Genomic DNA, 19,301 nt, shown 5'->3' with positions numbered 1-19,301 from the left:
GGATATTCCATGAAAGCTGGCGTCTGCTTATTTTTAGAAAGTTTTTCTCTGGATAAAGATGAATATATTATTATCCAGCAGATTTCAGATTTAAAAAATTTAATGAAACGGATGAACTCTGAGTTTACGAAATTCTGCAAATCTAATGAGTTTGACTCAAAACTCGCACTTTCAATATGTTCGACCTCATCAGATATTGGCGGGTTAATGAGTCAATTTTATGATATGGGAAAAGTAGAAGTTTTATCTTTGGGTTGTGATGATTTGCTTAAAGTTATAAATAGAACTCCTCCGTTGTATAATAATAGGATGTTATATATGTACAATAGTAAGGATAATCTAATTTTAACTACAAGGCGTGATTCAACAGTAATTAATGAAGAAGAATTAGTCATGCATTGCCGTAAAATACTTGACGATTATCCCAGAGATAATGTCGAATACGGTAAAAACATTCAAGATATATTTAAAAATATTATATTCATGAATAATAAGGATCATGAGGAGTTTAAAACATTCAACTCCATGGATAAAATAGATGGTGGGTTTGAAAATTTCCATAAAAGTATAACTGAATTTCTTTTTTTCTGTAATAACTATGAAGTGATTCCTGGGGATTCTGCTCAAAATTTAAAAAAAATGAATTCAGCATTAATATATATTGTGTGTGAGGAAGGTGGTGGTAAGTCAGGCCGAAAGGCGGGAGAGCTAAATAGAGACTTCGTTATTGACAAAGTCAAATACACAGACATTAATTGTGAGTTCCATTATAAACTATTATATGAAGATGGCCAGAATAGAAAAGGTAAAAGATATAGTGGCAATCGCATATACTTTGGTTTCTTTAATAAAATTGTCGGTCAGCCCACCAGAATAGCCATTTCACATATTGGCAATCATCTTTGAAATCACATAAACTACCCTATTGGTGTTTTTATAAAGGAATGAAATGAATAATCATGATTGGTTGAACCATTATGAAATAGTATATATGAATGAGCTATTATCTGAAGAGTATATTAACAGGAAAGGAAAATGCCGCTTCTGTAATGGCATTGAACCTATAGCTCAGTTTAACCATATTTCACATGTTGTTCCTGAATTCTTAGGCAATAAATTCTTATTCTCCAATGATGAATGTGATGAATGCAATCGTAAGTTTGGAAATACTATTGAAAACGACCTTGCGAACTTCGTCGGCATACACAGGACATTAACGGCAATCAAAGGGAAAAATGGAATACCATCTAAAGAATACCAAAAAGAAAGAGAGAAAATTTATTATAACAAAGATAATATATTATCAATAGTAGCTCATGCTAATAGTGAGGCTATCAGCATAAGTTTAAAAGAAAAAACATTACGAATTGAATCACAGAAAGAGCCATATTACCCCATTGGTGTTTTCAAAGCCCTAACAAAAATAGCATTATCTGTCATGCCAGAAAATTATTTATCTGACTTTTCAAAAAATTTAAATTGGCTTAATGAAAGCAATGAAATAAATACTTTTTTACCCCCCCAGGTTATACGTGCATTGTATACATTTATCCCTGGATTTACGCCTTTTCCAGCCATACAGACTCTTCTTATCAAACGAAAAGACGGTATATTTGATATGCCGTATATGATATTTAGAATAGCTTTTAAAAATTTCATATACCAAATACCATTATTTCGAGATATTAATGATTTACCTCACATAGGAGAATCACATGATAAAATGATAATGCATTTGATACCAAACTATCATGATTATTGCGGCCGTAAGCATTTATTCGGAAGTTCGGAAAGCATAATATTAGATTTTTCTCTGTGTGAAAAATTAAAAGCGCAAAAAGAGAAATTTGAATTTTCATTCGGTGAACAGCTTTCTCTTGATACGACAGGAATGGCCTTCAATCATCGCAATGAAGTTACATATGCGAAATTAAATCCCTTTAGAGATGCCTAACAAATAATTATAATGTATTGACTTTTTGGAAAATAACCTGTACTGTTGCTGTGTTACTGAGGCACTCCTTTATAGGGTTTATAGCTGTTGGCTTTACGCCATTGGTTATAACTTACTAATAAAGGTGATCTTAATGAATCATTCTAATAGCCTCAAAGCTGTTGCTGTTCGTCAGTATCAACGTTATCGTTTCAATAAATGGGAAACGGTTTGCAAACATTTCCGTTCTCCTCCGAAACGTTAATGCCTCAGTGTCTCAGTAACCCTAATTATTATAATTATATCTTTTAAACCATATAAAGCCTCTAACTTCGCAGTGTTTTTCATTGACATTACCAAAAAAATATAGTATAAGAGTTGTGATAGTACGCAAAAGAGAGGAGATAAATTATGTTTAGAGAAGAAGATTTCGGGTTTTAACAACAAATTTTTTAATGGAGGCCTTCGGCCTCCATTTTTTATGTGGAATAGGTATGGAAACTACTTTAGCTTTCGAACTGCTCAAAACTTTTGCCACACCAATTACGGCTGGTTCAATCGCAATTTGGGGTATCTTATCTCAAAGAAAATCGGCCAGAGAAAAAAACACTTTAGATTTTGAAACAGCTTACCAGAATAATGAAAAGCTTCGAAAAGCCTCTTCAAATATAAGAAAAATTTACAACTTAAAAAAAAGTGAAAGAATAGATGTTTTTAATCGAATAGCAAGCAACGATTCAGATGATCCACTTCTCAATGACATAATTTATCTTTTAAATGTATGGGAAAGAGGTGCCAATGGTGTACGTAAGAATATATTAGATGAACAACTTATGTATAATATTTATGGCACGATTGTCATTTATCACTTCGAGCATCTTTCCGACTTAATTGATATTAGACGGGCAAGTAACAAAGGGGTAAATAAAAACAAAGTATGGATCAACTTTGAATGGTTAGCTGTCCGCTGGAAAATCCGTCGATACCAAGAAGATAAATATACAAGAAAATATAAAAGCCGCTCTGACATGATTGTGGAAGAAAGGAATAAAATTTTCGATAAACTCAAAGTTGAGGTTAATAAATCACAACTTGACGTAGATATAGAAACAACTCGCAGAAAGCTTGAAAGATTAAAAAAACCAAATGATAAAATCATAAGATGGTAAATTTACATGAAAAATGAAAAACTAGAATTAATTAAAAATATAGTAAGTACTGAGGTTGTGAGTGATGATATGACGATAGCTATAATGGAGGCGATGTCAAAATTAGGGGGGCAAGAAGCCCTTGATTTACTAATTCAGTTCTATAACAAAAGCTCGAAATCAGAAGATATTAGAATATCAGCTATTAAATCAATTGGTGAACTACCACTTCCGCATAAGCAAGAGCTAACCAAAAGAAGCGGAGCTTCTTTTGGTCGCCTTGCTTTTTCTGCTCTTCGATTGAAAAAGAAATAAGTAGAATTAATATGACTTGACCTCTTAACCATTCAATATTTGGTTCTAATTTTCATCGAAAACGGATCAATTCAGTTTGTATTATTTATCAAAATGAGATAGAGCCGTTTTACTATCATTACTATTGTAAGGACGATATTTGCAGTTACAAATATTATCAATGGAGATATTATTGTTGTTGCCCATGTAAATGTAAAACTAAAGTTTATACTAAAACCTCTAATTTTGTAATCTATAAAAACCCGGCTGTTATCTATTATTTCTGGAGTCACTGGTGGAAGAGTTGAATGTATAAAAGTTAAAACTACCAAGGCGAGTGAGCATAGAATCGCATAAGAAATGTTATGATATAGTTCCTTCAATAAAAGTAATTTATTTTGAGAAACCTCACCAACACTATCGGCATTATTTCTAACCTTTTCTATAGTTCTATTCTCTTGATCATAAATCAATACAATAACAGAAAGCAATAAAGCCGTAAAAATAGCTCCAAAATTCACTAAAAGGGAATCAAGGTCTTTATTAAGATTGAAGTTTTTATAAGCCGAAAAGAGAGACAGTGATATTGGCATAATAATAAACGTAGTAATATCTAACTTTGATATTCCTTTCTTTGAAATATCTTTCAATGTATTGAAGTGTGCTTTCACAATACATAATATGTTAATTTTATTACTCATTATAGAAGCCCTTTATAGACCAATTTGTTTACGTAAGTCTTTTATTAAATCAGATGCCCAGGAATCCAATGAGTCAAACTCAGGATTACCCGCAATTACTTTAACCTTTTCTAAATCAATCTCAATTTGGCACATAGTGCTTCTTTCTGATTTCCCAACATTGAAAGTTTTAGTTCCCCCTTCCATAACAACTTTAACTTTAATTTGAGTTGATTCTTCACTCAACATCTCGATCAGTTTGCCTTGCTCACTCCCTTTATTTTTGAACTTTTTAAATTTACCAAAGGTACCATTCTTTTTCGGTTTTAAAACATATTCTCTATCAATGTCACCAAGCGATGAAATACTATCTTCAATAGACCTGGGGGCAGTAAATCCAATAACTCTTATTTCTTTTGTTTCGGCTTCCAGCCAGGGAAGCACGGCTTTATCATATGTAAGTGGATTTATTTGAATGTTTTTATTTGTCATGGCATTGAAAAACTTAGAGAATTCTGTCTGGAAAATCGATTTTATACCATCCTTCTTATAAGCATATAATAGACAGATACCCTTTCTTGACTCTAAAGGAATATAAAACCGGAAATAATAGTTTTTGACATCAGCATGATTTTCTTCCTTAGAGAAAGCTAATTGATTATCATCAGTATTAATAATATCATTTTTAATACCATAATGGCCTAAACTCATCCAGCCCGAAATGAATCTTTCTTTAGGTTTCGAAGTGACATGATGAAACTTATATGTTTCTTTGCTATCGTCAATTTTTTCAAAATCTTTATGCAACAACATAAATTGTTCGAGTAAAGAGAATAAATCATACTGGCCTATTCTGTTCAAAAAATCGTAACGTTCTTCAACATTTTTCGATTCATTATTCTTGTTGTAGCAACGGATAAAGTAAGGGGCTAATGAGTACATTATATATCCTTGTAGAAGGTCATAGCTTGATAAGCACAACAATAAGCAAGCTAATAATTACCAACGAGAAATATTGCGTAGTCTTTTTCGATCAAAGTATGTCAATTTTCATCCAGAGGATTATTTATAACATCATTAAGATCAATGGTAAACATTTTTACTTGTACTAACCTTATCGATTGCTGTGATATGTCTCTATTGTGAATAACATACTATGAAAATAATTATGTGCTTAATTCGAAATCATTACTAAGTATAATTAATTACACATTATTGACAAGCTATTATTTAAACTATACTTTATATTATCATCACAATTAATTAGGATTATTGAAAATATAAAAAGGAGTTTATATAATGAGACAAGATAAAAATAATAAAAGCAGTAATGGAAAATTTCACTTTGATAAAAAAGATAAGGATATTGAGACTCAAAGCATTAGAAGTTTGAGAACTCACTGTATTAGTGTAAGGTTGAATGAAAAAGAATTAGATATACTCAACTCTCAGCGTAAAATATACAGTAAAGGTGAATGGCTCCGTATGGTATTACTTCAAAAATCACCTCCTGTTATACCAACTATCAATACCGAAGCCTGGAAAGCTTTAACTGACATATCACAAAAGCTAAATCGAGTTGCGATCCATATCGATGGTAAGAGCAAAGATAGCCAGCTTACTCATACAGAGCTTTTCGCAGTGAAGCGACTACTCGTAGAGCTTCGCAATAACCTTCTAAGAACTGATTTTGGGAGTATATATCGTGAAGGGTATGCGGAAGATCAAGAGGGGTAAGAGCTTCGCTGGTGTTGTTCGTTATGTATTGCAACCGGGAGCACATCATAAAAGCGATCCAGTCGTAATTGGCGGTAACATGTTAAGTGGATCTGTTCTTGAACTGATTTCCGAATTCAATGACACAAAACAGCTTCGGCCAGATGTTCAGAAACCGGTTTGGCACAACTCACTTCGCTTACCTGATGGTGAATCATTATCGAATGACCAATGGGTAACCATAGCTGACGACTATATGAAGAGGATGGGGTTCAGTGATACTCATCTTCGTTGCTATGTGCTACATGACGACGGAGGCCAGCATATCCACATTATCGCAAGCAGAATCGACATGCTCGGTGGTAAGCTTTACCTTGGCAGGAATGAGAACCTTATCAGTACTAGGATCATCACTGAACTCGAAATCGATCATGCTCTTACAGTGACCAAGGCAGCATCATCCCTCTCAAATACAAAACCAAAGCGGAAGAGAATCTCTCGCAACGAACAGATGTTATCAGAACGAACTGGCCTTCCCTCCCCCAAAGAAGCTCTCCAACAGATACTTGATAAAAGTTTGGCAGATACACCTGATCTTTTAACTTTTATCAAGAGGCTGGAAAAAGCAGAAGTCGGCTGGACGGCGAATGTCGCTTCTACCGGTAAGATGAACGGCTTCTCATTCGAATACCGCGAGATAGCTTTCAAAGCTTCACAGTTAGGCAAGGGTTACTCTTGGGCAAATCTTCAAAAGCAACTTAACTACAACCCCGACCACTTAGAAGCTTTACGAACCAACACACCGGCAAAAGACCACCCTGCTCCTGCTCCTGCTCCTGCTCCTGCTCCTGCTCCTGCTCCTGCTCCTGCTCCTGCAACAGTTTTGAAAACCGCTGAGAGAAAGGAAAGTATCGGTAAAAAAATTGCAGAACTGGAACTACGGCTCAGAGAAGACAAACGGAACGAAATCGTAGAAAAGATTCTTCAAAAGAATGCAGTCAAACAGCAAAAGCATCTCAGGCTCACCGGCTGGATTCCCTTTTTACAACGGCTCATAGAGCTTCTCAGAAAATATGGAAGGAGCATCCTCCACAAGGTTCCTACAAACTTCTCAGAAGTCTATTCAACACATCATCTGAAACCCGCAAGAAAAATTCGTTTATAGACAGCTAGTTGTAAACACCTTTCGTAACCACACTCTATTCTCTAGTAATAAATTTGTGTTTAGTCAAAAAAATATTGATCGTTATTACAGATCGATAAAGTAGTTATGATAGATATAAACTATCAAGCAACAACCATCGATCGGTACAAGCAATTTTACTAAAGCGAGCCGGTCATCGAGAATCTCTGTAAACGCACCATTTAATCTTCCACCCTGGGGTTGATATGAAAGACGAAACAATAAAGTGCCCGTTCTGCTTTACACAAAGTCCTCATGGTGTGCGGATTTGCAAAGGGTGTCATGCAAAGGTTGCTTACGGTGAAAGCCCGCTCAGTGTGGCATTCCTGTTTCAATTCGTGGCATTTGGTCTCGCGTGGTTAGCATTTTCGTGGACCGACAGCACTCTTGTATCAGTCATTACGTTTTTCGTAAGCATCATTATTCTTATCTATAAAATCAAAAGAATGTATGTAGACAGAGTTGTTTTTATACGGTGAAATTAATTTCACACAATCGCAAACATAAAATGAGAAAGTAAATGAACCGATTTATAACGTCCTCTTTTTTTATTATTGTCTTCCTGCTTTCTGGCTGTTCAACATCAGGGAACCAGAACCTTAAAAACGAAACACCACAAAGCCTCCAGTCAAAGATCATTAAAAACAAAACAACTAAGACGGAATTACTCTCTAAGTTAGGTGAGCCTGATACAAGAACCACACTCGATGACGGAAATGAGCAGTGGAAATATTTCATGACTAACAATCAGTTCAGTGCAACGACTTTCATTCCAGTTGTGGGGCTGTTTACTGGCGGTTCTCAGACTCAGTCTAAAACTCTTGAGATCGACTTCAAGGGAGAGACCGTAAGTAAATGGACTTTCTCCTCTGATAACAACAACACCAAGACTGGTATTCTTAATTAATTATTTCTGGATAAGAAAATGAAAATATACTCAATCCTCACAGTTTTCCTTACCACACTTCTTTTAACCGCATGTAACAGTGAGCCATCCCAAGACGATATATACACTGCTTTCAAAAGTGTCGTAGATAGATCAAATGCAAGTATGAAAGCTCTGAACTCAAGTATTCCCGAAAAAGACCTTTTGAAAATTGATTATGTAAAAAAAGTTAGTTGCACAGAAGAAGCAAATAATGTTTATAACTGCATTGTCGATGCCTCAATTAGCAATATGAAACAGACAAAGCCTGTTAAGCTTGTGAAAGCTGATGGTATCTGGAAAGAAGTTCAGTAGTAGCCTATATCAAGAAGTCTCTTTTAGCCCCTGCATAGGGGCTATTTATTGCCTATAACCTGACGGTTCTTACGCGAACTTCATGGGTTAACTCTTTCTCAATTACTTTCATTTCATATTGTGCTCTGACAGTAGCATAGATTTCCTCTGCTTTTTCTTGATTGTTATCTATGTAATTAACAAGCGAGTTTAGTTCCCTAATAACTCCTTCTTTATTATTTAATCGTTGTAGAAGATTGCTTGTCAGACTTTTGTATACCGAGCTAAACATAGTCATTATGTTATCAATATTACGATTGGATTTGGAATAAATCCTTTTAGGGTAGAAATACTTCAAATGGTATCCCACAAAAATTAAGTAAAGCTGGTATGAGAAATTTTTATCACCTGGCTGGTATCGTTTTGAGATATATTTATCGACGATAATGATAAGTTGCTCTTCCAGAGTAAACTCTGGATAGATAATGTTCTTGTCCATAAAATGCATCCTTGCATTAGTTAAATAGTCTTCCTGACCATATATTTATATTTATCGCATTTATTTAACTTGTCAATAGGTGTAACCTATCAAATATTATTTTTTATTAAATGGCCTATTCAACTGTTCCATAGTAAGACCGTGTCTATAAGCATTATACTGCCAATAGCTAAATTGCTCTTTGTATCTATTGTTCTGTTTTTTCAAAATTTCGTTTTCGGCTTTAAGGTTTATTATTTGTTGTGCCGCAATAGTTAAGTTAGCTGGTTTCTTTAGACCAGATTTTTTCAAATTGGACAAACTTTTCTTTATTCTATATGCTTCAACAACTTCATCATGAGCACTTAAAGATTGCCTTGTGATAGTTCTGTTTAGATTCTTATACACTGATTCACATAAATCACTCCATGTGATTTTACCGTCCCAAGTCAGTATAATGTGTTTAATTGCCTTTATTTCACTCCTGTTCAAATGTTTTGCCATAAGTATCTCCTGTTTTAATTATTCAAAAGCTTATTAATTCTTTCCAAATTTTTTTCATGGTGTTGCAACCATTTGTCTGCACCATAATCACCATTTTCATAAGCGATCTGAGTTATTCTCTTTAATTGCATTACTTTCTCTCGGACAGATTGCAGTCTAATTCTATCTACTGAGTTAATATCCGGTGTTTCATTATCACATTCAATAAGATGATTAATTTTTGCACAAGGCTTGATTAAATAGTTATGTACACAGTAACCAAATTCAGTTAAGTGTATTGCACCTTGATTAAGGTTATCAAAATCAATTGTCAATTCATTTGTGGATATTGACTCCCTTTGACAGTAATTACTCCTATTCAATTTAATAGCTTTGATTTTATCTAACATATCTTCTTCTGACACATGGTTATAAACTCTGTTCTGATTCGCATTGATACGACCAGACCATTTAGCTATATCCAGTTCAGGCATTTCACCATAATGGGCTATTGTGTTTAAAAGGTGCCGTGGCTGGTGTGAGCGAATAAGTAGTGGTTTACCTTCATTATCATAATACCCATATCGGGAAAATATATTTTTATAATTCATCTCATAGCTTTTTTTACTTTGTATGTCACTGAAAAAGAAACTTTTAGTAGGTTTGTAAAATGTGAAAATTGAAGTCATTCTTGATAAAGAAAATTGATCAGTATTGAGCAAGCATAAAGCATTACTAAATTTTATGGATTTTTCTTTATCATACCATGGAAAGTCTCTGCTAAAATTAGAACTAATAATTTCCCACAAATTACTCAATGAATAGTTGTAATCATTGTGGTTTAAGAAACTTTTCCCACCATCCAAACTCGTTCTTTTAATTTTTAAAACACATGATTTATGATCAAATAAATTATACCCCAGTGCCTGGCAAACTTGTACAACGGTCAATTTAGCTTTTTCATCGACTGTCGGGCAAAGCTCATGTCGGTAAAATTTATCCGGGTACTTTTCGCACCAGTAAGCAAGTGCTCTTGCATTTTGTGATAAGGAAAGTAATCTTCTAATTGCTTTCTTTGCAACTGGTATCATAACCCGTGGAATCCATTTGATATTAGGGCCATACCCTTTTACCGAATAAAATCTCAACCCATATCTTTCGATACCCTTGCCATCTATTTGTGTAATCTCACAATCAGCAGGTAAGGCTAAAATCTCAGAGATTCTGCTCGGACAACAAAGTAGAAGTGCAAATACTGAACTTGTGAACTTATCCCTTGGACTCAGTAACTCATCATTTTGAGAAAAAATATCAGCAATAGCGAGCAATGCCTCTTCATCTGGTAACTTATCGCTTCGGTGATAATCCTCAATCTCAGGAAGATAATTGTTTTTGACTTTCTGTTTTACATGGTTTTTCCATGAGATATATCCTGACTTCACAAGATTATGTTCATATAGAAACTTTGATATTTTTTCAAGCTGTATTCCACATTTAGCCAAAACGTTACCTTCAAAATATTTACTCCCGATCTGCATTGCCTCATCGAAAACAACGGCTGTAACATTATAAATGAGACCAGTGTTCTGAACCTGCAAAAGGGCCTGTTCGAGGCATCGCAAAGCCATCATAATAACCCCATAGTTTTTTAATGGTTTCAATGAGTGTTGATATCTGATATATGCTTTCGCAAAATTGATATAATCTTCGTGCATTGCATCAATGGAATCAAAGACTTTATTTCCAACCCCTATTTTTCTAAATGTGACATATCCTTTCCATGCATACTGCTCCCAATCCTGAGTTTGGGTTAGTCCGGGCAGTTGATAGCGACAAAATTTTATGAACTCATTATAATTTTCTTCTACAAGAATATGCTTTTTTGATTTGAACAAAATAATATTATTCATAGTTGATTCACCTCACTGCACTCAATCGGAATAAAAAACATACATTGATTGCAAGGAAATCCTGAATTCTGACTCTGGCATCTACTTGAAGAAAAAAATTTGAAATGACTACTCTTTTTAGATTTGATTCCGTTCATAAAAATATCAGCGACAAATGACAATTGTTCTGAAACAGCGGAATCAATCCTTTCAACACTGTCAGCATGATTTTTAATATAAATACCCGCACTTGAAGTAGAGGAATGATCCAATAACTCAGCTATAGTATTAACATTATGCCCATCCTTAGCCAGCATAGTTGCTATTGTATAACGAAGCCTACGAGGAGTAATATTTAGTATCGAACCGGTACGGTTGGATATTATATTCCCATTATTAACAATACCTTTCAATGCTACATTAGCAATTATAGGCTTCGCATATAATTTATTATATTCCAGAATAATTGAACCTGTTATGGATAAATCTGAGAGTTTTTCCTCATTTAAGAAAATAGGAACTTCTCGTTTAGAATAATCATCAAGAGTTTTTCCAAGAGCTTGCTCAACGAGTTTCACTGATTGATTAGCTTGCAATTGAACAATTGATGCAACCTCTGATATTATTGCAAGTTCTCGATATCGTAGTTCTTTACCCCGTTGTTTAACTCGTGGCACTGAAATTACATATTCTACTTTGCCATTATCTAAGTTCTTTTGAAGAAGGTCTTTATATTTCAACATAACTAACTGCTGAGGTCTTCTACCTGTAAGGCTGATCAATAGTGATATTGCATAATGTGGCAGTGACAGTTCACCTTTTCTATATGCATGATTCATAGCCTTAATCAAAGAAGTATGTTCTTCTTTAGTTAGTGGTCCCTCTGTTGGATCATCTTGAAGCACAGACTGACCAGATTTTTTTATCTTTAGGTCCAAATGCTTTAACAGTTCTACCGCACTTTCATCTATTCCTGGATATCCTAACTCAAACCATTTAATCAAAAATGGTCGTAAAACGCGAAGTGATGCTGGGGCTTTTGATAATTTCTTATTTTGATATTCAATTAGAACCTTATCATCAATATGAGTAGGAGATACTTTACAGATAAGACTCTCCATATTTCTAACAATATTTTTCACATACAAATAGCTGTTGCTATTAAAATAATATTGTACTGTATATACAAATCCACAAACCAAATTTTCGTTCATAGCATATATTAAGTTTGTAAGATTGATTCCATTGCTTTCAATCGAACTGACGATTTTATGCTCATGCAAAGACATTTTATCAGAGTTATATTTAATTAAATTATTCATCAAATTCTCCTTTGAATAGTTGCTCTTGTTGTTGAAGTGCAGTTTTTTTCGATAGCTCAAAAATATGCCTGCGATTATAAATCATTGAAGTTTCTGAACCCGGTTGCCATCCCATGAGATAAGAACGGATTTGTTGCTCTTTTTCATCGGATATGTCCTGATTCTTGTCTATTGCTTTCGAAAACTCATAATTCCATGTATGTCTGAGTTTGTGACCTGTCAATCCCCCTAGAAGTGAGGAGGATTGACGAACAACACTCACCACTTTGTGATATGAAGAAAATGAAATAGGTTGCCCTTGAGTTTTTCCTTCCTTATAAGTAATAAACAGGAAATCATGTTTGTTAGAATTTTTTATCTTTCTTCGATCATTCATAATATAATCTGAAATTTCAAACATGAGCTTTGTATCAGCAATTAATTTCCTCTCACAAGTTTTAACTAATGGCTGATACACTCGCGGATCTGTTTTATCATTTGCTCTTCTTCTTATTGCAATTGTCGATTCTGCAAAATCTATATCACCAATTCGCAGATTCAAAAGTTCACCTGCTCTCAGGCCAAAGCAGTATAATAGCAGGAATATTAGATTGTTTCTTTTTTGCACTTTTTCTGAAAAAGGATTTAATTTACTACCCGGTGCAAGAGTGCTAAACAAAGAATCCAATTGTTCTTTATCTAAGCTTTTTTCTATATCCATATTATATTTATCATTGTTTCTCGGTTTCTTTCGTTTTATGTTGTTAATGAAATCTAAAATATATTTGAGAGTATCCTTCTGTCCTGTATGAGAAAGATGTATTTTGCACAGCCATTCCAGATAGTTAGCTATGGTTGTAATCCGAAAGTACTTAGTTGGTTTTTTGACATTTGAACTCCTAAAATTATCATCATCGCCATCTCGGAAATTGAATGAAGTGAATTCAATCAAATCTTCAATTTCATGAGGAGCCAGAAATATTTTTTCCTGAATTCTTTCATCAATATTGATCTCTTTCCTCATAAAGAATCGATATAACAATGAAATGCTACCGGCAATAACCTTCATTGTTGATATAGACTCTGACCGATTCCTGACCTGTGTTGTTATATACAAGTTAGGATAATACAATGGTTCACCAGTATTTTTATTTACAATATGACAATATCTCTCACCATTTTCGAACATAAAAGAATCCACACAAATACTACGCATATTTTCCTCCTAAACTTTACAAAAAGTATAATTCCAATATATTAATAATAAGCATTTCGTAGATTTACAAATTTATTTGAATCGATTAAGTCATTTAGTTAAATTAAAACAGTGAGATAGACGATTATTCCTGTCAAATTATCATCTGGTAGATCTAGTTATTATTATGTACACCTAATACTTCGAAAACTATCTCACTGCCTTGCTAATAAACGGCAACCAAAATAATGTAAGTTATTTTGTAAGGTTTTAAGCCAAAATATGGGACCAAACTTTACATTTTTACAAAAGAGTTTTCAGCCCAATATGGTATTGGATTATTCGCTTTGAAAGACTTTTCATTTCTACAGGGCATTTAATTAGAGAGAACCATGTCTCGTAAACATAAAACTGCTCGAAAATATCAAGCTCAGAGATCGCGTCTAAAGGTTGTCTCAAATTTCCGACAAGATACTGACTGAGCCAGTAAATGATTTCTTTATTAAAATCGCTATTCGGCAAATCATAAATCGCTCCGGGTTCGAAGATCTTGCAAAAAAGATCCTCGCCTAAATTGCACATATGGTTTTCTTCATTCATAAATTCTTCGATATTCATAAAAATCTCTCCCAGGTTTAATTAAGCAACTTTAATTCTGTTTGTTTCGATAACTGATAGAATCCACTCGTCAACTTCACTCTCGACAAAAGCAACGGCACGAATTCCGATCTTAACGGGTGCCGGAAACCGACCTTCACTGATCAGACGATAGATCCAGGCCTTGCCGAAACCAGTTCGTTTCAAGACTTCTGGTAAACGAATTAAGCTTTGATTGGTTGTATTCATTTGGCTGTCTCCTCCGCTTCCGTTAAGGAGATATTAGCCACACAGATTTGTATCTATGAAGGGAGTGCTGATAACTGAAAATTTAGATGAGGGAAGAATGGAGAGAAATTTAGGGGAAGAAAAATATTTTCACCATCCCCTTGACAATTGCATGATGATTTATAGCTAGAGAGATCCGAGTTCTGAAATCGGTATGTTGGTGAGATGACTGTTTTTACTAAGAAAGTACTCCAAACTACGAGTTATCTCTCCATTTAAAGCCTTCTCAGCAATGGGCCTGTCTGTATCTTTAATGTGATCTTCGCCTCTAATCTCGTGAGTGAAATCAGGATACAACACACGAGACAAGACCATATTTGAGATTTTTGCTTTTTTGAATTTTGACCAAATTAGTAAGTCCATCATAGGAATAATGTTGTAATCGACAAGTTTTCTTATTTTTGCGAGCCCTATCTTTTCTGTTTTTACTGGGTCAATCTCGTATTCTTTCCTTAGAGTTGGAAGCATAGTTTGCAGGGCTGATATAATTTCCTCATCACTAGATAACCCCAAATCAAATGATACATACATCTTGCTGCTATTTTTGTTGAGAAAAAAGTCTCTCATGGTTTGTGTTATGGGTTTATTTTTTAATTCTTTCTTGAAATCACCATTCTGTTCAAAGAAATCCATATCAAACATTATTAGTTTTTTCTCTAATTTTTCTATATCACCGAAACTTATCTGTACAACATGTTTTTGTCCCTTAACATAGGGATCATAATAATTGTCTTGTCTACTTAAAATGGGATTACCGTCAAGAATTGACTTCAAATTTTGATTTTCATCTTCCCATTCAAAATTTATGCTATCAAAAATCACTTCTCTAAAGACAATTTCTCTATGTAGTTCCTTGATTGTAAACGATTTTATCGGTTCGTAGTTATCAAGATTAAACCAGTTCTTCAATTCCTCAAAGGGGCTAATTGCTCTCATAAACCGCTCTTAGAAATAATTATTGAAAATAACATTACATTTGATATTTATTTATAAAATAAACACCTTCAGATTTTAATACTAATTTTCAGTTAATCAACCAGAGCAAAGTAATTTGCTCCGGTAACTGATTATGGAGTACTAATGTGTCACACACTTTTCCATGAATGCATCGAGGAAATCGTCTGTAATTCCTTGAGGATTCCTTCTTGCACATAATGAATAGAGTTCCTCTACAGCAGAATAGGGGAAGAATCGAGTATCTAATTCTTTAAATTGTGGCATATTAGAAAACTCTATAACTTTATTTCTATATTCGTCAGGTGCCACAACGGTCCAACGTATATTTTTTAACTGTGGTGCATAATCATAAAATTGTTTCATCCTTACCAAACCACTTTTAATACCAGTGCTATGCTCAATCTCCATAACTGCAGGCATTAATTTTCCATTTCGAAACCAAATACAATCTATAAGCCGAGCTTCTTTGATAGCTTTATCATATGATTGAAGCACTTGTTCATTTCTTAAATTATCTATGACCCCATCCATTTGGGCTATAGATTTTCCATTATATTGGAGGCCTCGATCATTTGCTGCAACCCATGTCCGATAACCTAAGTAATGACCTATTTTTACTAATGAGATTTGAATTTGTGCATGACGTCTTTTTTCCTCAATCGTCATTCCTTTAGTAGGTAAGATTGTCTCTATATCAACTGATTGATGGACAACATCTAAATTCATTTCAGAAATTATAACATTAGTAGTATGTTCTATTGCTACACCATTTTCATGTGGGTCATTTGGTCTATAAATAAGGTGCTTGTGACCTTTTTTAATATTTTTCTGAGTGTTCATTACCTCAAGGCGATCAAGCTTACACCAATAAAACTCAGGAGTATGGGCCAAAAGGCTTTCGAGAACAGCACGTGTATTATAGCTTGCACCAAAAATACGATCCAAATTGACAGGGACATCTTCCTGTAAAGCATTAGCCAATCTCCACAACATTTGTGTGGAGATGCTTTCCGATTTAGAACTATGCAGTGTCTCACCCTTTTTTGGATCGAATCTTTTGAATTCTATTGGGCCTTCGGGAAGTTGAACATTCGTTACAATGATTCTTCCCGAATTTCGCACATTTACATAATTAAACTGCGTGTTTCTTGGTAGATTGGCAATCGCCTGTGCTAAGTTCGCCGCAGTTACTCTCATATTCGATTCCTAAATGCTCTATAATAGATTTGGCAATACCGGCCGCTGCTAAGTAGGGTACACCGTTACCGACAGTTTTAAACATATTAGACAGAGTCATATAAGCAGGTAATTCAAATTCTTTTGGTAAAGACTGAATTGCTAATGCTTCGGCAACAGTAATTCTTCTTGGTTTATAAGGATGTAAATGTACCTCATTATTACCGTAAGCAGCAGTTGGTGAAAATCTCCATCTATGCAACCTTTTATAGGATTTTTTACTATCATCCCCTTCTTCGACAGTCAAAAACCTCGCAAGCCCTGCTCTTGCCGCGAATACATGCTTTGCATTTGGATGATTATCAACCTGGTTTTTCTTGAACCAATGCTCTACTGTTAACTCTTCTGGGATACCCTTTGGTTTTATAACAGAAGTGTTTTCTGAAAATTGGTTTGTCGTCGGCCATTTATATTCAAATGCAGTTCTTTCAGGGTAGACTCTTTGCCCCCAATTGAATTGGCTTGCATATTTTTCATCAAGGAAACCAATCAATATGATTCGTTGCCTATCTTGAGGAGCACCATATTCAATAGAATTTATTAGTTTTTCATGCAAACAATAACCAACCGATTCTAATTGAGTTTTTAAATGGTCAAAAAATTCCCTATGTTTACTGGTACGGTATAGACCTTTAACATTCTCAAAAAGAAAGAAATCTGGTTTCATTTCAAGAATGATATCAATATAGCTTTGTGAAAGCCGACCGTTTTCACCATCTCGACCTTTATTTTTACCCGCTACAGAGAAATCCGGGCATGGTGGACCACCAATAAATCCAGTCAATCGCCCCTCATTTTTAAGTTGAAGCATAGAAGACTTAATTTTTTCATGTTCTACATCTTCAATACTGCACTCTGCATACCCAAAACGAGGTGGTGCTATATTTAATTTTTTCCTGGAATGTTTATATGCATCCATAAACGGAGCATGGTATTCATTCACGAAAACCACTTCATAACCATTTTTTTCAAATCCAAGATCAAGAAATCCTGAACCAGAGAAAAAAGAAAAAATTGCGGGGTTAATTGTGGACATTTTTTACCTATTAAATTTAAATTAAAAATATAGCCATTGTAATCATATCACACGGCTATGCCAGTGGATAGTTAATCGTTGATCAAGCTACTTTGTTGTAAAATCAAAGGGACTGATAAACCTATCTTTCAAGGCATTAAGGTAATCAGCCCACCACTGCAACATAAGCCTTCTTTCATCAAGGTGTTCTGCTTTATGAATGTAGGCAGCACGAACGGAGTTTCGCTCTTGGTGGCTCATCTGCCGTTCAACAGCATCCCTTGACCATTTTCCCGATTCGATCAACGCACTACATGCCATCGCACGAAAACCATGTCCACATACTTCAACCGTAGTGTCGTAGCCCATAGACCTTAAAGCCTTGTTTACCGTGTTTTCACTCATAGGCTTTCTAAAATCATGATCACCAATGAACACAAGTTCACATTCACCGCTGATTTCTTTGATAGCTTTGAGGAGTTCTATAGCCTGGCGACTTAACGGCACGAGGTGTGGGGTCTTCATTTTTGAGCCTCGATGAGAATGTTTGACCCCTGGCAATGGCTCACGTTCCCCAGGGATAGTCCACATGGCATTGTCGAAATCTATCTCTGACCAACGAGCAAACCTAAGTTCACTTGAACGAATGAAAATGAGCAATGTGAGTTTCACGGCTAACTTCGTGAGTTTTCTACCCTTGAAACTATCAATTCGTTCTAAAAGTTCTGAGAATCGTTCGAATGGCAAAGCTGGCCTGTGGACTCTTTTAGCTACCGCAATAGCTCCTGCCATCTCCTGAGCAGGGTTGTAATCTATCAGCCCGTTCTGGACAGCATATCTCATTACTGCCGTTGTTCTTTGCTGTAATCGGGAAGCAACTTCCAATCGCCCGGAAGCTTCAACAGCCTTGATAGGGGCAAGAAGATCTCTGGTATTAAGTTCAGATATTTTTCTTTTACCAATAGCAGTAAAGAGACCATCTTCCATGCTTTTTAGAACTCTCTCGCTGTGGGAATCAGACCATTTCCTTTTACAGGCAGTATGCCAGTCCCTTGCGACAGCCTCGAATGTCAGAGCTTCGCTCTGCTCGATCTTGTCTGTTTTTTTCTTCTCGGAAGGATCGATACCATCAGATACCAACTTTTTGGCCTCATCTCGTTTCCTGCGAGCTTCACCAAGAGAGACTATTGGATAAACTCCCAATGCTAAAACTTTCTGTTTGCCATCGAAACGGTATTGGAGTCGCCAGTATTTTGAACCATTGGGGTTGATCAGCAGGTGCATACCCTGCCCATCTGTAAGTTTGAAAGGTTTGTCGGAGGGCTTGGTAGTCCTAACTTTGATATCAGTAAGTGCCATCAGTTGATACCTCCGCTGTTGGTATCAAAATCAATCGAACCGAAGATACCACCAGTTATACCATCATTCGTTGGTATATGTGGATAGAAGTAAGTAGACGTGGACAGACTAAGAAAAGCAAAAAACCTGCTTAATTTACTGTTTTTATGGACTAAAGTAGACGTGAGTAGACTTGAAAAAAACTTTATATGGTGCCGAAGGCCGGACTCGAACCGGCATGTATTTCTACGGTTGATTTTGAATCAACTGCGTCTACCGATTTCGCCACTTCGGCACTGAAGGGGATGCGGAAACGTTGTGGATTATACCTGTCGCGCGCCGCCATGCAAG

Annotated in this window: 22 protein-coding genes and 1 tRNA gene; 9 read left to right on the top strand and 14 right to left on the bottom strand. The window is 35.2% G+C overall.

What is annotated here, in order from left to right:
• The first annotated feature begins 9 nt into the window (after positions 1-9).
• The 4 genes from AC4ICF_RS02705 to AC4ICF_RS02690 all read left to right on the top strand — a co-directional run bounded on the left by AC4ICF_RS02705 (position 10) and on the right by AC4ICF_RS02690 (position 3,396).
• Positions 10-906 (top strand): hypothetical protein, encoded by an 897-nt coding sequence (locus tag AC4ICF_RS02705; RefSeq protein WP_491466147.1) that lies wholly within the window; start codon positions 10-12, stop codon positions 904-906.
• Positions 907-949: 43 nt separating this feature from the next.
• The gene (locus AC4ICF_RS02700) at positions 950-1,954 is read left to right on the top strand and encodes an HNH endonuclease (RefSeq protein WP_049102088.1); all 1,005 of its coding nucleotides are present in this window, start codon (positions 950-952) and stop codon (positions 1,952-1,954) included.
• A gap of 473 nt (positions 1,955-2,427) precedes the next feature.
• On the top strand, positions 2,428-3,102 hold the full coding sequence (locus AC4ICF_RS02695; protein WP_049102086.1) for a DUF4760 domain-containing protein: 675 nt from the start codon (positions 2,428-2,430) through the stop codon (positions 3,100-3,102).
• A gap of 6 nt (positions 3,103-3,108) precedes the next feature.
• The gene (locus tag AC4ICF_RS02690) at positions 3,109-3,396 is read left to right on the top strand and encodes a HEAT repeat domain-containing protein (protein WP_049102085.1); all 288 of its coding nucleotides are present in this window, start codon (positions 3,109-3,111) and stop codon (positions 3,394-3,396) included.
• Positions 3,397-3,467: 71 nt separating this feature from the next.
• On the opposite strand, the gene AC4ICF_RS02685 is transcribed toward AC4ICF_RS02690, so the two are convergent.
• Both AC4ICF_RS02685 and AC4ICF_RS02680 read right to left on the bottom strand, forming a co-directional pair.
• Positions 3,468-4,076 (bottom strand): hypothetical protein, encoded by a 609-nt coding sequence (locus tag AC4ICF_RS02685; RefSeq protein ID WP_049102081.1) that lies wholly within the window; start codon positions 4,074-4,076, stop codon positions 3,468-3,470.
• A 12-nt stretch (positions 4,077-4,088) separates the two neighbouring features.
• On the bottom strand, positions 4,089-4,997 hold the full coding sequence (locus tag AC4ICF_RS02680) for a hypothetical protein (protein ID WP_024623163.1): 909 nt from the start codon (positions 4,995-4,997) through the stop codon (positions 4,089-4,091).
• Between the two features lie 357 nt (positions 4,998-5,354).
• Here AC4ICF_RS02680 and AC4ICF_RS02675 point away from each other — a divergent pair, with 357 nt between their 5' ends.
• The 5 genes from AC4ICF_RS02675 (at position 5,355) to AC4ICF_RS02655 (ending at position 8,194) form a co-directional block, all read left to right on the top strand.
• Positions 5,355-5,792: a hypothetical protein gene (locus AC4ICF_RS02675; protein ID WP_371440864.1), complete on the top strand. Its 438-nt coding sequence runs from the start codon at positions 5,355-5,357 to the stop codon at positions 5,790-5,792.
• Positions 5,761-6,936, top strand: a complete 1,176-nt coding sequence (locus AC4ICF_RS02670) for a relaxase/mobilization nuclease domain-containing protein (protein WP_491466146.1) — start codon at positions 5,761-5,763, stop codon at positions 6,934-6,936. The genes AC4ICF_RS02675 and AC4ICF_RS02670 overlap by 32 nt, the downstream gene beginning before the upstream one ends.
• A gap of 224 nt (positions 6,937-7,160) precedes the next feature.
• Positions 7,161-7,433, top strand: coding sequence for a hypothetical protein (locus AC4ICF_RS02665; RefSeq protein ID WP_061379605.1), 273 nt, complete (start codon positions 7,161-7,163; stop codon positions 7,431-7,433).
• A 41-nt stretch (positions 7,434-7,474) separates the two neighbouring features.
• The gene (locus AC4ICF_RS02660; RefSeq protein WP_024170863.1) at positions 7,475-7,861 is read left to right on the top strand and encodes a hypothetical protein; all 387 of its coding nucleotides are present in this window, start codon (positions 7,475-7,477) and stop codon (positions 7,859-7,861) included.
• A gap of 18 nt (positions 7,862-7,879) precedes the next feature.
• Positions 7,880-8,194, top strand: coding sequence for a hypothetical protein (locus AC4ICF_RS02655; RefSeq protein ID WP_061379606.1), 315 nt, complete (start codon positions 7,880-7,882; stop codon positions 8,192-8,194).
• A 52-nt stretch (positions 8,195-8,246) separates the two neighbouring features.
• Here the strand turns inward: AC4ICF_RS02655 and AC4ICF_RS02650 are convergent, their stop codons facing one another.
• The 12 genes from AC4ICF_RS02650 to AC4ICF_RS02595 all read right to left on the bottom strand — a co-directional run bounded on the left by AC4ICF_RS02650 (position 8,247) and on the right by AC4ICF_RS02595 (position 19,245).
• A complete protein-coding gene (locus tag AC4ICF_RS02650; RefSeq protein ID WP_022065655.1) occupies positions 8,247-8,672 on the bottom strand; it encodes a hypothetical protein in 426 nt (141 codons plus the stop codon).
• A gap of 96 nt (positions 8,673-8,768) precedes the next feature.
• Entirely contained in the window at positions 8,769-9,155 is a 387-nt protein-coding gene (locus tag AC4ICF_RS02645; RefSeq protein WP_117267028.1) for a hypothetical protein, read from the bottom strand.
• A 14-nt stretch (positions 9,156-9,169) separates the two neighbouring features.
• Complete coding sequence (locus tag AC4ICF_RS02640; protein WP_491466145.1) at positions 9,170-11,044, bottom strand: DNA-binding protein; 1,875 nt, start codon at positions 11,042-11,044, stop codon at positions 9,170-9,172.
• Positions 11,041-12,345 (bottom strand): tyrosine-type recombinase/integrase, encoded by a 1,305-nt coding sequence (locus AC4ICF_RS02635; protein ID WP_160890572.1) that lies wholly within the window; start codon positions 12,343-12,345, stop codon positions 11,041-11,043. Before AC4ICF_RS02635 ends, AC4ICF_RS02640 begins: the two co-directional genes overlap by 4 nt.
• Positions 12,338-13,540 (bottom strand): tyrosine-type recombinase/integrase, encoded by a 1,203-nt coding sequence (locus AC4ICF_RS02630; RefSeq protein ID WP_061379671.1) that lies wholly within the window; start codon positions 13,538-13,540, stop codon positions 12,338-12,340. Before AC4ICF_RS02630 ends, AC4ICF_RS02635 begins: the two co-directional genes overlap by 8 nt.
• A gap of 282 nt (positions 13,541-13,822) precedes the next feature.
• On the bottom strand, positions 13,823-14,137 hold the full coding sequence (locus AC4ICF_RS02625; RefSeq protein ID WP_049102052.1) for a hypothetical protein: 315 nt from the start codon (positions 14,135-14,137) through the stop codon (positions 13,823-13,825).
• Positions 14,138-14,158: 21 nt separating this feature from the next.
• Positions 14,159-14,365 (bottom strand): helix-turn-helix transcriptional regulator, encoded by a 207-nt coding sequence (locus AC4ICF_RS02620; protein ID WP_004200782.1) that lies wholly within the window; start codon positions 14,363-14,365, stop codon positions 14,159-14,161.
• A 165-nt stretch (positions 14,366-14,530) separates the two neighbouring features.
• Entirely contained in the window at positions 14,531-15,340 is an 810-nt protein-coding gene (locus AC4ICF_RS02615) for a DUF6387 family protein (protein ID WP_049102051.1), read from the bottom strand.
• Positions 15,341-15,481: 141 nt separating this feature from the next.
• A complete protein-coding gene (locus AC4ICF_RS02610) occupies positions 15,482-16,558 on the bottom strand; it encodes a type II restriction enzyme NmeDI-related protein (protein WP_004171733.1) in 1,077 nt (358 codons plus the stop codon).
• Positions 16,494-17,633, bottom strand: coding sequence for a DNA cytosine methyltransferase (locus tag AC4ICF_RS02605; protein ID WP_001399625.1), 1,140 nt, complete (start codon positions 17,631-17,633; stop codon positions 16,494-16,496). The genes AC4ICF_RS02610 and AC4ICF_RS02605 overlap by 65 nt, the downstream gene beginning before the upstream one ends.
• An 87-nt stretch (positions 17,634-17,720) precedes the next feature.
• Positions 17,721-18,971, bottom strand: a complete 1,251-nt coding sequence (locus AC4ICF_RS02600) for a tyrosine-type recombinase/integrase (RefSeq protein WP_049102050.1) — start codon at positions 18,969-18,971, stop codon at positions 17,721-17,723.
• A 189-nt stretch (positions 18,972-19,160) separates the two neighbouring features.
• Positions 19,161-19,245: transfer RNA gene (locus AC4ICF_RS02595), tRNA-Leu, on the bottom strand.
• Positions 19,246-19,301: the final 56 nt, after the last annotated feature.

The sequence above is a fragment of the Enterobacter sp. ECC_219_Taxon_10 genome (genome assembly GCF_058354905.1).
Note: the sequence above shows the minus strand (reverse complement) of the source record. Positions and strands in the feature narration are given on the sequence as shown.